The 12,533-nt window shown below is 44.2% G+C and carries 16 protein-coding genes; 10 read left to right on the top strand and 6 right to left on the bottom strand.

Annotated elements, in window-relative coordinates:
* From Q4592_RS08975 to Q4592_RS08965, 3 genes are read left to right on the top strand one after another with little or no spacing between them, the layout of a single operon-like run.
* Complete coding sequence (locus Q4592_RS08975; RefSeq protein WP_303512068.1) at nt 1-411, top strand: biopolymer transporter ExbD; 411 nt, start codon at nt 1-3, stop codon at nt 409-411.
* Nucleotides 411-1,094, top strand: a complete 684-nt coding sequence (locus tag Q4592_RS08970) for an energy transducer TonB (RefSeq protein ID WP_303512067.1) — start codon at nt 411-413, stop codon at nt 1,092-1,094. Before Q4592_RS08975 ends, Q4592_RS08970 begins: the two co-directional genes overlap by 1 nt.
* A complete protein-coding gene (locus Q4592_RS08965; RefSeq protein WP_303512065.1) occupies nt 1,091-2,287 on the top strand; it encodes a hypothetical protein in 1,197 nt (398 codons plus the stop codon). Before Q4592_RS08970 ends, Q4592_RS08965 begins: the two co-directional genes overlap by 4 nt.
* On the opposite strand, the gene focA is transcribed toward Q4592_RS08965, so the two are convergent.
* Nucleotides 2,284-3,810 carry a formate transporter FocA gene (focA, locus tag Q4592_RS08960; protein WP_303512063.1) on the bottom strand — a complete coding sequence of 509 codons (1,527 nt, stop codon included), beginning with the start codon at nt 3,808-3,810 and terminating at the stop codon, nt 2,284-2,286. The genes Q4592_RS08965 and focA overlap by 4 nt on opposite strands.
* A gap of 189 nt (nt 3,811-3,999) precedes the next feature.
* Here focA and Q4592_RS08955 point away from each other — a divergent pair, with 189 nt between their 5' ends.
* Together Q4592_RS08955 and Q4592_RS08950 are read left to right on the top strand one after the other, a co-directional pair.
* Nucleotides 4,000-4,905: a LysR substrate-binding domain-containing protein gene (locus Q4592_RS08955; protein ID WP_303512061.1), complete on the top strand. Its 906-nt coding sequence runs from the start codon at nt 4,000-4,002 to the stop codon at nt 4,903-4,905.
* Nucleotides 4,906-4,992: 87 nt separating this feature from the next.
* Entirely contained in the window at nt 4,993-5,244 is a 252-nt protein-coding gene (locus Q4592_RS08950) for a hypothetical protein (protein WP_303512058.1), read from the top strand.
* Between the two features lie 2 nt (nt 5,245-5,246).
* Here the strand turns inward: Q4592_RS08950 and Q4592_RS08945 are convergent, their stop codons facing one another.
* A complete protein-coding gene (locus Q4592_RS08945) occupies nt 5,247-6,338 on the bottom strand; it encodes a glycosyltransferase family 4 protein (RefSeq protein ID WP_303512056.1) in 1,092 nt (363 codons plus the stop codon).
* Nucleotides 6,339-6,451: 113 nt separating this feature from the next.
* Between Q4592_RS08945 and Q4592_RS08940 the strand changes: the two genes are divergently transcribed.
* Together Q4592_RS08940 and Q4592_RS08935 are read left to right on the top strand one after the other, a co-directional pair.
* Entirely contained in the window at nt 6,452-7,549 is a 1,098-nt protein-coding gene (locus tag Q4592_RS08940; protein ID WP_303512055.1) for a glycosyltransferase family 4 protein, read from the top strand.
* Nucleotides 7,550-7,560: 11 nt separating this feature from the next.
* Complete coding sequence (locus tag Q4592_RS08935; RefSeq protein ID WP_303512053.1) at nt 7,561-8,565, top strand: glycosyltransferase family 2 protein; 1,005 nt, start codon at nt 7,561-7,563, stop codon at nt 8,563-8,565.
* A gap of 41 nt (nt 8,566-8,606) precedes the next feature.
* Here the strand turns inward: Q4592_RS08935 and Q4592_RS08930 are convergent, their stop codons facing one another.
* From Q4592_RS08930 to Q4592_RS08920, 3 genes are all read right to left on the bottom strand, one after another.
* Complete coding sequence (locus Q4592_RS08930) at nt 8,607-8,942, bottom strand: DUF3634 family protein (RefSeq protein WP_303512051.1); 336 nt, start codon at nt 8,940-8,942, stop codon at nt 8,607-8,609.
* Between the two features lie 318 nt (nt 8,943-9,260).
* Entirely contained in the window at nt 9,261-9,839 is a 579-nt protein-coding gene (locus tag Q4592_RS08925) for a YceI family protein (protein ID WP_303512049.1), read from the bottom strand.
* 21 nt (nt 9,840-9,860) lie between these two features.
* Nucleotides 9,861-10,412, bottom strand: coding sequence for a cytochrome b (locus Q4592_RS08920; RefSeq protein ID WP_303512487.1), 552 nt, complete (start codon nt 10,410-10,412; stop codon nt 9,861-9,863).
* Between the two features lie 412 nt (nt 10,413-10,824).
* Between Q4592_RS08920 and Q4592_RS08915 the strand changes: the two genes are divergently transcribed.
* Together Q4592_RS08915 and Q4592_RS08910 are read left to right on the top strand one after the other, a co-directional pair.
* Nucleotides 10,825-10,992, top strand: a complete 168-nt coding sequence (locus Q4592_RS08915; protein ID WP_174235959.1) for a PA3496 family putative envelope integrity protein — start codon at nt 10,825-10,827, stop codon at nt 10,990-10,992.
* Between the two features lie 64 nt (nt 10,993-11,056).
* On the top strand, nt 11,057-11,470 hold the full coding sequence (locus Q4592_RS08910) for a VOC family protein (RefSeq protein ID WP_303512048.1): 414 nt from the start codon (nt 11,057-11,059) through the stop codon (nt 11,468-11,470).
* 5 nt (nt 11,471-11,475) lie between these two features.
* On the opposite strand, the gene Q4592_RS08905 is transcribed toward Q4592_RS08910, so the two are convergent.
* Nucleotides 11,476-11,907 carry a DUF3859 domain-containing protein gene (locus Q4592_RS08905; protein WP_303512047.1) on the bottom strand — a complete coding sequence of 144 codons (432 nt, stop codon included), beginning with the start codon at nt 11,905-11,907 and terminating at the stop codon, nt 11,476-11,478.
* A 167-nt stretch (nt 11,908-12,074) separates the two neighbouring features.
* Between Q4592_RS08905 and Q4592_RS08900 the strand changes: the two genes are divergently transcribed.
* The gene (locus Q4592_RS08900; RefSeq protein WP_303512046.1) at nt 12,075-12,524 is read left to right on the top strand and encodes a DUF2059 domain-containing protein; all 450 of its coding nucleotides are present in this window, start codon (nt 12,075-12,077) and stop codon (nt 12,522-12,524) included.
* Nucleotides 12,525-12,533 lie beyond the last annotated feature (9 nt).

Genomic DNA, 12,533 nt, shown 5'->3' with positions numbered 1-12,533 from the left:
ATGAAGCGACGTGACTTGCTTAATCGCCCAGAAGAAGAGGCGGAGATAAATTTAACGCCGATGTTAGATATCGTTTTTATCATGCTGATTTTCTTTATTGTTACCAGCAGCTTTGTTAGCCCCAGCAGTATTGACGTAACAACACCGGTGGCACAAAGTGCCGAACAAACGAGTAATAACGCGGTTCTACTTAGCCTTGCCGCCGATGGCAGTGTGCTGTTAAACGGTCAAGCTAGCGATGTACGCTTAATTAAAGCCAAGCTAATACAACTTAAGCAACAACAACCACAACTAGCGGTGTTGGTTCAAGCCGATCAGCAGTCAAGTACTGGCCAGTTGGTGGCCGTTCTCGATCAACTCCGCTTAGCTAAAGTGCCTTATAGCCTAGCCGCTCAAGCGAGCCAGCCTTAATGTGGCGAATTCTGCTCGCGCTTCCTACTGGCACTGTATTAGCTGCTAGCTTGTTTATTCTGTTGGCTGAAGTATCAGGGTTTAACCAAGCCACTCCTCCCTCAGCCCCCAATATTAGTAATTTACAACTGTTTAGCCTGCGACAGACTAGCGAACCACAACATAGACAGCGTTTATTGCCAGAACCACCGCCTTTATTAGCGCCCCAAGACTTGCAAACCCCGCTTCAAGCTGGAGCAAGCCAAAGCGATAACAATATTATTGATACAAGCTCAACACCTTCAATATCTAAGCTTTTACAGCCGTCGCTAACTCCACTCAGTTTAAGCTTACCGCAAATAATTACTGATACCTCTAGCAGCCGAACTAGCGTTAGTTCCGCTGGTTTAGGCCAAGATCCTCAGCTAAATCTGTCTATTCAAGCCAGTTATCGACATCGACCTGAATATCCAATGTCGGCTCAACGGCGCGGGATAGAAGGAGAGGTTGAGCTAGAATTCACCGTTAATCGCCACGGCAACGTTGTCGCTAACAGCATTAAAGTGATTCATGCAGAGCCTCAAGGCTTTTTTGAACAGGCGGCAATACGCACCATTGCCCAGTGGCGCTTTCCAGTGAGAGCACAAAGCAATAACCCAGGCTTTGTTAGTCGGCAAGTAATCGAGTTTAAGCTTAAGCAATGATTAATACCTTATGGGCACTATTAGCTTTATTGATAGCATTTAACCTTGCAGCCCAAGGTTTAAGTGAAAGTGAGGCAAGGCAGCTTAAAGCAGGGCAAACTTTAATCCAACAGGGAGAGTTACCACAAGCAACATCTCACCTGCAGCAACTTAGTCAGCAATACCAGCAACAGCAACGCCAGTATGCCTTGGCGGTTTCTTTGCAATACCAAGCGCAAGCAGCCATAGAGCAACAGCAATATTCGGCCTCGCTTAACTATTTACTTGAATCCTATCAACTCAAGCAACTGCCAGAACCTCAGCAACAACAGGGCTTGTACAGCATTGCGCAACTGCAATTACAGCTACAGCAATGGGCAAAGGCCATTGATTCAATAAGCTCTTGGCAAAGCCAACAAGCCGCTAGCGATGTTACGGCAGAGTCGTACTATTGGCTGGCAAGCGCCCAAGCTAATTTAAGCCTTTGGCCAGCAGCAAGCCACAGTATTGAGCAAGCACTACAACGGCAATCAAGCCCGCTCTTAAGTTGGTGGGAACTTAGCGTAGCATTGCATAGCCAGCAACAACACTGGCGAAAAGCCATTGAAGGCCAGCTTCAAGTATTGCAGCTAGATCAACAAAATATAGATGCCTGGACCCAACTAGCGTCTTTGTACCTGCATAATCAGCAAGCTAATTCTGCCCTCGCCTATTTACAGCAAGCCTACAATAAAGGACTGTTTGCTCAGCCTTCGCAGTTTACTATGTTAATTCAATTACTCGCTCAGCAAGGCGACCCCTACCAAGCAGCGCGCTTGTTAAACACTGCCCTGCAACAAAAACAGCTAGCAAATACCCTTCAACAGCAGTCCCGTTTGTGCACACTTTGGTTGCAAGCAAAGGAATACTCCTTAGCCGCCCCCTGTTTAACCCAGCTTATTCAGCAGCAAGCGTCTGGCACAAACTACCAACTACTGGCTTTTAGCCAAGCCCAGCTTGGGCAATTGGCGGCGAGTATCAGCAGTTATCAACACGCTAACCAATACCCTGATGCCAACCAAGCACAAAACTATTTGGCCCAAGGTTTGTTGTATATTGAGTTAAATCAGTTAGAGGCTGCCAAGCAAGTACTAAAAAAGGCGGCTACCTTTTCAGATACCGCCTCTTCGAGCCAACATGCTTTACGCTACATTGAGCAGCGCCAACTACATTAAGCTACTGACTCAGCAATGTGTTCTTCAGTAGCGTTTAGCTTTACTGGAGCACCCAGCGCTGGGCGTAATGCTTTAAGCACTTGATGACGCGTAACCACACCCACTAACTTACCATTTTCTACCACTGGGAATACTTTAGGGCGGTAAACACTGCTGTTACGTAAGCGTTCTTCAAGCGGTTGGTGAGTAGAGCTTAACAAAACGCCAGAATCAGACACTGGGTATACTTGGGCTACATCAACACTCATGTACTCAGCTAGTTTCAATAAGTTGTGATTAGGTGCCACGGTCATAATATCCTTTTGCATAATGCTTGCTACAGTTGTTGTGCTTGGTTTGCGGTAATCTTCTAGCCATAGTTTGCGTAAGATTTCTAACTCAGAAATAAAACCTTGTAGTTCGTTACTCTCGTTTACAACCACTGCACCAGGCGCTTCTTGCGCTAATAAAGCATCGCAGGCACTTGCAATGGTCATGTCAGGGCTAAGAGCATTATCGGCAGGCGACATAATGTCAGCGACAGTCATAGTTTTAAGATTTTGCATAGTAGGTTCTCCAACAGGACCAGAAGTTTGATTTGGTAAAATAGTAAATGTTGCGGCAGTTGGTGTTGGTTTGTTTGGGTTGCTGCGGCTATAAACCGACCAGTAACCAAGACCAACAATAATTGCGCCGCCAATGATGTTGCCGATAGTGACCGGCAGTAAGTTTTTCCAGGCAAAGGTTGCCCAGTTTAAGTGTTCATAAGCGCTAGCTTGCGTACCGATTTGCGCCCAAAATTCAGGCTCTGCCCAGCTCTTAATGGCAATACCTAAAGGCACCATAAACATGTTAGCCACTACGTGCTCGAAACCGGTACTCACAAACATGGCGACAGGTAGAATCACCAATGCGGCTTTAGCTGCGCTGGTAGTAGCGCTAAAGGTCATCCAAACTGCTAAACACACCAACAAGTTACACAACATGCCTAGTAATAAGGCTTGCATGAAGCCATGTTCCAACTTGTGATTAGCGATAGATAAAGCGTTTAAGCCCCACTGGCCATGGTCTAGCTGATACAATTTGGCTCCGTTTATCACTAGCACTAACAATAGCGCGCCAACAAAGTTACCGAGGTACACTTTGCCCCAGTTGGCCACCATAGCGCGGGTATCTAGCTTGCCACTGGCTCGTGGGATAATAGACAGCACACTACTTGTAAATAACTCTCCGCCACATACCACTAACATTACTAAGCCCATGCTGAACGCCAAGCCGCCTAACAAGCGGCTAATACCCCAGCCAACACCCGATGAGCCGGTAGTTACCGTGATATAGAATACGAAGGCTAAGCCAATGAATACGCCGGCACTTAAGGCCAAGCTCAGCGTTTTAGCACTGCTATTGGTGGCTTTCTTATATGCATACTGCTCAGCATACTGAGTCATTTGGTCGGGACTTAAAGCCGCTAATGGTGAGCTAGCGGCGCCACCGCCAGTGACCATTTTAGGAGCGGGTAAGCGCTCAACTTGAAGATGATTCATTTACACTAAAACCTGTAATAACAAGCAACTAAAGTCGCTAGTGGCTAAACGTGTTATTACCTTAGCGAGAATAACTTTCGCTGGTAAGCGGATAATTTTTATGACCACTATCAATACTTTTGATAACGCCTATGATTACTATGGTCAGCAGACAAACTAAGCCCTTAATTTTTCTCTTTGGAGCGACTAATGCGTTATTCTTTAAAACAGCTCACCGTTTTTGAAGCAGTGGCCACCCATGGGAGTGTAAGTGCAGCCGCAGACCACTTAGCCCTGACCCAGTCGGCAGCAAGCATGTCTTTAGCTCAGCTAGAAAAGCTATTAGGCAAACCCTTATTCGATCGCCGCGGAAAGCGCATGGTGCTTAGTCAGTGGGGTTTATGGCTACGACCAAAAGCGAAACAATTATTGTTAGATGCATTGCAGATTGAAGAAGGGTTTGCCGATCAACATTTAGTGAGCGGTGAATTGCAGTTATGTGCCAGCCAAACAGCTGCAGAGCACTTGATTCCAGACCTTATCAGCATAGTTGATAGTAACTTCCCCCAACTTAGAATTAGCTTCTCCGTAGAAAATACCGCTGAGGTAATTAATGGTTTATTAAACTATGACTATCAGTTAGGTGTAATTGAAGGCCGCTGTGACGATGATAGAATCGCCCACCAAGTATGGTGTAACGACCACTTGGTGATTGTGGCCGCTGCTCACCACCCTTACGCCAAACTTGAACGGGTAAGCGTTTCTCAGCTAGAACAAGCCAGTTGGGTATTGCGAGAACCTGGCGCAGGCACACGCCGAGTATTTGATAGCGCTATTCAAGGCACCATTGAGTCTTTGAAAGTACACCGCGAATACGAACACGTTCCGGTATTGCGCTCCCTAGTGGCAAACAACAACTACCTTAGCTGCTTACCTTATTTAGATGTGATTAAAGCCCTAGAATTAGGAGAGTTGGTGCGCTTAAACGTGCCAGAGCTGAATATTGAAAGGGCACTATCGTTTGTATGGCGTAACGATACCTCGGAGAACCCATTGCGTGACTTGGTGATAACGGAAGCAAAACGAATGTTTAAAGTACAACAACTACATATGTAAGCGCAGACCTTACACAAAAGACTTGCTTTATATTACTGAACACCCTAAGTTAAATGATAATAATTATCATTTAACTTAGGGCTTATTATGCGTTTATCAATGATGCTTATTGCAGCGGCAAACTTGGCCTTTGTTAGCCAAGTACAAGCTGCAAATACCAGTATTGCACTGAGTGAAGTCGAACATATCGCAGTGGCCTTATCGATTTTTGCCACCGCGGCATTTTGCTTATGGTCTCTTCGAAAGATTAAACGAGCCTTAAACACGCCCTTGCCAAACACCTTTAGCAATAAATCGTCTGCAGCTAAAATTACTAAGCCGTCTCTTAGAGCCGTTTAACGCTAAATACTAGTGCCTACGTCTTGATAGACTTTTTGATATTGGTTTTGCGTACGCTGTAATGAAAATTCTTCAAGCACCCGTTCTCGCCCTGCTTTACCGTAGTCGATTAAGGTTTCAGCATGCGCTAAGGCTTGTTGAATAATTTGAGCCAAGCTATCGCTATCATCAAAATCAAATAACCAACCGTTTAACTGCTCTTTCACTAGTACACCATTGCCACCCACTTTACTGGCTACTACTGCACGTTTGTAGGCCATCGCTTCCATAATCGCTAACGACATGCCTTCTGTTTCTGAGGTAACAGCCAGTAGCTCAAAGCGGTTATAGATCTTACTTCTATCACTTTCTAAGCCATGAAATACCACAGTAGACTGCGCTAAATGCTGTTGACTAAAGTTTTGCAGCTTAGGCATTTGGTCGCCAGTGCCAAAAAAGTGCACTTCCACCTTCTGCTGAATATCTTCAGGTAATAGAGCAACTGCCTGCAACAGGCTAATTTGATGTTTTAAACTCACCATTCGCCCTACGGATCCAATGCGCAAACGGCCATCTTGTGGATGAGGAATGATGTCTTGCTCTCGCGGCATTGCAATTCCGTTATCAATCACCGAAGAGTCAACATGCTCCCAACCATTCACATCGTGAAAAATCTGCTGCCCTTCTTCAGACACAAAGCAAATACTGTCGATATAACGGCGGGCAAATTGATGCACCCTACGCCAGCGTTTAGTTGAAAGCTTAGCGGCACCATGTCGGGTATACACAATTTTGCGCTCTAGACACAAAGGCAAAATTGGCAGCGATACCATTAACACAGCAGGAGAGTGAATATGAATAATCGGCTGGTTGCGGTAGGCCTTCCATAAGCGCCATTGCACAAGGCCCTTCATTCCCCTAACTACGGTGACTTTGATACCTAAACCTTCCGCCACTGCAATCAAAGGGTCATCGTGATGGCCTAAAGAAATAATGTCTGGCTCTAAACCTTGTTCACGCTGTTCGATACATAAATCGATAACAAATCGCTCTGCGCCACCCACCTGTAAACTGCTCACCACATGAGATATCTTTTTACTTAACGATTTATTCACAATACTATTACTTACTTGACTATCCTTAGTGCCTGTATGATAAGTCAGTTACGAGTGAAGGAACACTCACTAACTCAAAGAAATTGTTAATTTTTTGTCGAAGGATTGAATAAATGAATGAATCGCTGCGAGTGTTGGAGGTTGTACAAAGCCTCGAACGAGGTGGTCGTACAGTAAGATTCATGACAACCGTTGAAGGCTTGCAAGAGAACGGGGTTTTTGTGCTGCCTGTTAGTTTTAAAGCTGCAAAGCTGGAATCTTGCCAACCAGAGGGCTTAGTGGTGCTTCACACCAAAGCATTCGATGGCCCCTGTATTATGTACAATTTGATAAAACTCATTCGCAAACACCGCATTAATCTGATTCACTGCCATTGCGACCGCAGTATGATTTGGGCTGGCTTTGCCGCTAAAATATGTGGCGTGCCTACGGTTCTTACCTTTCATCGCTCTATATTGCGTTATTACCAACGCAACAAAGTAAACCGTTTACTCATGCGTTTAACCAGCCGCTTTATTGCCGTGTCGGAGCAGCGCCGCCAGTTACTCATCAGTAATTTAGGCTTAAGTGAGCAACGTTGCTTAGCTAATCATGGGGGTATTGATACCCAGATTGAGCATGTTGGCTTTGCTCGTGCTCGCCAGCAACTCGATCTGCCTAGCGACCAAATAGTGCTATTTAGTGCAGGCCACCTCGGGCGAATTAAAGGCCACCAAGATACCCTCAAAGCCTTTAAACAAATCAGTGATAAATACAACTGCCAGCTTTATATTGCTGGTAGCGGTTCAGCCAAAGACACCCAGGTAATTCAGCGCTATAGAGATGAAATGGGTCTGCAAGAGCAGGTGCATTTTCTAGGACAAATTAGTAACTCTTCTTTGTGGATGGAAGCTGCTGATATATTTGTACAGCCGTCTCTTGAAGAAGCCTTTGGTCTAGTGTTCATCGAGGCAGGTTTGCATCATACTCCGGTAGTAGCAACCAACGTTGGCGGAATACCTGACATTATAGTGAATGGGGAGACCGGCTATTTGGTGCCAGCCGCTAACCCTGAGGCTCTAGAACAGGCTTTAGTTAAGCTCATTGAGTCAAGCCAGTTACGTGACCAGTTTGGCGCGGCGGCCAAACAACGCATTGAGTCGCAATTTAATAAGCAACATATGATCGACAAATACCTAAACACTTTTCATCAACTCATCATGGAAGAATAAGCGAGAGCGATATGGATAATTCCGCTATTACCGTTGTCATTACCCCGCGAGATAGATATTCGGGCATCATCAGTTGCATTCGTAACTTGTACCTTTGTACTGAGCACCCTTTTGTATTGAAAGTGATTGATCTGGACTATCCAACCTCGCTAAGAAAACAAATAGTGAAGGAATTGGAACAACGCGACAACGCTGAGTTATTAAGTTATGGATTAATCTCGCCAATTCAAGCCATGCAAAAAGTACGTCCGCTGATCGATACGCCTTACGTGATGTTTCTTGATAACGACTCTAACGTGACCCCTAATTGGCTGCCACCGCTGTTAGAGATCGCCAATTCAGACTCAAGTATTGCGGTTATCAATCCGGTTACTTTGGAGAAGGAAGGGGTAGATAAGGGTGCTGAGTTGCGTAACCACTTATTCACTAATGCAGTGCATACCATTGACTATCAAGGTGAAGACTACTTAATTGAACATAAGTCCTTCCGCCGTTCACTGCCAGAGGAACTACCACAAGGTATTCAAGACAGCGAAATGTTTGAGTTGCATGGAGTATTATTCAGGACTAAGGCGCTATTAGATATTGAACTGCCTGATATGGTAATCCGAGAGCATATCGATATTGGTATTCAGCTGAGACAAAAAGGCTACAAAATAGTCACTCAACCAGACTCTGTGGTTATTTTTGATAACCTAGGAACTCGCATGGCGTGGTACGACATGAAGTTTTTCTTTTTCCGTTGGCACCCTAAATATACCGAAGCCTCTTCGCGCTTATTTGAACAACGTTGGGGTTACCGCTTTTACTCAGAGCAAGCTATGTACTTGTGGGTTTTTCGTCGCAAAGTATTTTTGTTTTCGCGTTGGATATACATTCCAGTCAATGGCGCCAATATGGCGGTACGTATTGCCACTAAGTTGCGTTCATTTATTAAACCGGTGTGGGACCCCATTAAAGGTGTAGAGGAAAAAGCCTCACCAGCTCCGCTCAGTATGTTTTCAAAAGCCAAATAAAAAAGCCCGGTTGAACCGGGCTTTTTTATTTTAGCTGTTATCTAGTCTAACGAAACACTACCGTTTATATCTGAATGTTTGCTGCTATATAGCTTATGTGGAAACTGTTTCTCTAAATGTACTTGGTCTGATTGGGCAATAGAGCGAGAGAAGCGTAAGTGCATCTTGCCGTCAGAATTAAGACCTTTCACTAAACCAACCACCTTGCGGCCGCGCATCATTTGACGACAATCATGAATAAATGAACTTGGAACATGCCCTTTAATTACAGTGACTTTGCCCGAGCGTAATTCACATACAAAGGTATATTGAATATGTCTTAGGCGAAAAACCAATACTGCTAATGCAACCAAGCCGATGATTATGCTGATAGTCAAAAAAACACTCCCTGTGTTCAGTTAGTAGGCACCATTACTCAATACCTCAACAGATATTGAAATGAATAAACTCAACAAGGGTAAACTTTGTAGTATCAAATAACTAGGGCTAAGCTCAAATTCAAGATATCAATCAACCATTTATATTCAATCTGATAACTTGATCAACATAATTATGAAACATCTAGCCCTGAAAACAGTTTCAGAGAAAACTAAACCAAAGCTAATATAATCATATTTACGGGCTGCAGAAAGCGTTAAGAGGGAGATAACGGTAAAGCATAAAAAGCTGCCCAGATGGGCAGCCTCACACATTGCTTATTTTTTGATGCCTTCAATCACCAAGTCCATCGCAACCGTGGTTGAACTTGGACCTAAGTTTGTAGGAATGCCAAAGTCCTTCATTACCAACTCTGTAGAACCTACAAATCCAGCGCGGTAGCCACCCCATGGGTCTTTACCTTCACCAACTTTAGTAACATCAATCACTATCTCTTTAGTCACGCCACGAAGGGTAAGTTGGCCGTATAGCTTGCCGCCATCGTCGCCACTGGCTTGGTACTTAGTGCTACTAAAGCTAGCTTCAGGGAATTTATCTACCGCTAAAAAGTCGCTACCACGAATGTGCTTATCACGCTCTGCATGGTTTGAGTTGACTGAAGTGGCATCAATTTTCACATTAACCGTCGTCGCTTCTGGCACTGCTTGGTCATAGCTAAAATCACCGCTAAAGGTATCAAACCGCCCCACAACAAAACTGTAGCCTAAGTGATTCACTTTAAAATTGATTGAAGCATGCGCGCCACGAGTATCAATGGTGTAATCGGCAGCGCTGGCCGGTAAGGCCAATCCCATTGTGCTAGCAAGTAGCAAAGCGGCTTTTAACTGTGTTTTCATTTTTTGTCCCTTTTAGTCGATTTACTTAGTGGGTTTTAACATCCGAACTAAGGTGCTGTCTTTGTCTATAAAATGGTGTTTAAGTGCTGCTAAGGCATGGCCAGCAACTAAGGCGATTAATGTCCACGCTAGAATCTCATGAACATCTCCAGCCAGTTCTTCTTGTTGATTGATTCCAGTCACGGTTGCAGGGATCTCAAACCATTCAAATACCGAAATGGCGCGCCCATCGGCAGTTGAGATCAAGTAGCCCGAAATCATTAAACAAAACAGTATTAAATAAAGTAGGAAATGGCCTACTTTAGCGCCGATTTTTTCCCACTGCTGATGATTCTCTGGGCTTGCCGGATGCGTATTAAGCCCACGCCACAGCAAACGAAACAACATCACCATAAATAACAATATACCCACGCTTTTATGGATCATTGGCGCAGTTTGATACCAGCTAGAATAGTAATTAAGGTCAACCATAAACAAGCCTAGGCCAAAAAGCCCAAATACACTCAACGCTACCAGCCAATGTAAGCCAATAGCTACCCAACCATAGCCTTGTTCAGTATTGCGAATACTCACCAGCTCTCCTTGTACATCGTTCAACAAACTCTTCTTTTTATAGCATCGCTTAAAAAAGTGTCGAAAAAAATTGAATTTTATGTGAAAAAGCTTTCGAACAATTAGAAAGAAAATCGCTTTAAAATTTACTTTTACAGCAAAAAACCAACAATAAGTGAAGATAAGCTCTATTTGTTTTCAGTTTTATCGATTTCTAAAGCTAGCAGCCAGTGGGATTTCTGTCTTCTAATCAAGCGTTAACTGACAAGCGCTTAAGAGAGCTTGTGGGTCACTTTAGCGGTAACACTGCAGTAACAAAATATTCATTTTACCTACTATACTTTTTACTGCACATTTTGCGTGTCTCGCAACCGCGAGAAAATCAAGAAGTTGGGCTGATCAGTCCCGATGAAATAAGGCTTGGAGCAAGCTTATGAAACGATCACGCTATGACGATATGGACGAATGGGAAGAAGAAGACCTGAGCCATAACGCAAAAAGTCACAAAAACCAACGCGACAAGGCTCGTGCCCGTCGTCGCATTGATGAATACAACGAACGAAAGCAGTTAGAACGATACATTGATGAAGACTATAACTAGTCTCAACTAATACCAAAGGGAGTATTTACTCCCTTTCTTTTTACTGCGCATTGGAGAAATGCCTATGCAAATCATCATTCCCTACCTTAATTTTGCCGGCAAAGCCGAGCAAGCCTTGGATTTTTACCAGCAGTGTTTCGATGGTGAGGTGATAGCCTTAATGCGCTTTAGCGATACACAAACCGATATGCCTATTCCCAGCGAGCTGCTTAACAACATAATGCATTGTCATTTTAAAGCCGGAGAGTTGGAGTTTATGGGTTCTGACGGCATGCCCGGTGAGCAACTAAAAAGTGCCGGTAATATAGAGCTAAACCTAAATTTTAGCGATTTAGCCCACCAGCAAGCGGTGTTTAACAAGCTCTCGGAAAATGGCGAAATCATCATGGGGCTGCAAGATACTTTTTGGCAAGCGCGATTTGGCCGAGTGCGCGACCAATTTGCTATTAACTGGATGCTTAACTGCCCATTAGCCTAAGTACTTTACATGCCGCGTTTACGGTAAAACTGCGCAGGGTCTCCAGGGCTATCTTGAAATAGCTCGAAAGACTTATCCGCAATCAGCTCGCCAGCTAACTCCAAAGTCATTCGCCAAGTACCTAACTTATTACTAATCGGTGCCCAAATGGTGTCACCTAGGTAAAAGTCCCAATCATTGCTGCGCACATATTCTTCCCCATCAAAGGGAGCCATGATTTGGCCATCGGAATCAGGAATATCAGGGTGATAAATGCAGTAACGCACCTTTTGGCCTTTGGCTTTTTTAATGTTCACAATAAGGCCAAATTCTACATCTATTTGCGCTTCAACCTGAGTCGTAAACTCAGTAATCTGCGGCAGCGCTTTGGTATCGCTGTCCCACTTATTATAAATTCCAAAGCTGTGTAGCTTTACTTGGTGCTTTGCTTTCGCCATATAACAATAACTCGGTTTATCCCTTAACAAGCCCACTATTTTAACGCAAGCGCAGCGTGTTCTGCTATTACAATCCTTTCCCCACCATGACAGAAGGTGTAGGCTAAACACCTAAGATTTGAACTATTGATAAGCCATTATCAACTCGTGCCTTCAAGGAAGAACCTATGAAAAAGCTATTTGCTGCCAGCTTAGTCGTTGCCAGTTGTTCACTACAAGCTGCCCCTATCAATGATTTGCTAGAGCTCAATAACAGCGAACAGCAAATGCAGATTATTCGCACCAATCTCAATAAAGCATTGATTCGTCAAAACCCACCGCTGAGTAAATTTGAACCGGTACTTAACCAATGGGCCGAGACTTACCTCACTTGGGATGAAATGAAACCAAAAATTGCAGAGGTATACTTAAAGCACTTTACTGATGAAGAGTTGGAGCAATTGGTGGCTTTTTACAAAACCCCTGTAGGGCAAAAGAGCCAAGCGCTTAATGCAACCTTGATTCGTGAAACCGCCTTAGCCAGCGCAATGGTCGCTAAAGGTCATCACAAAAAACTAGAAGAGATGTTGCAACAAGCCGCCGCTGAAGTGAAACAGCAGCAAGAAGCTGCGAACTAATTAGCAAGC

It is taken from the genome of Agarivorans sp. 1_MG-2023 (assembly GCF_030548385.1).
Lineage (GTDB): Bacteria > Pseudomonadota > Gammaproteobacteria > Enterobacterales > Celerinatantimonadaceae > Agarivorans.
The sequence above is the reverse complement of the archived record's forward strand: the minus strand, read 5'-3'. Positions and strand labels throughout refer to the sequence as shown.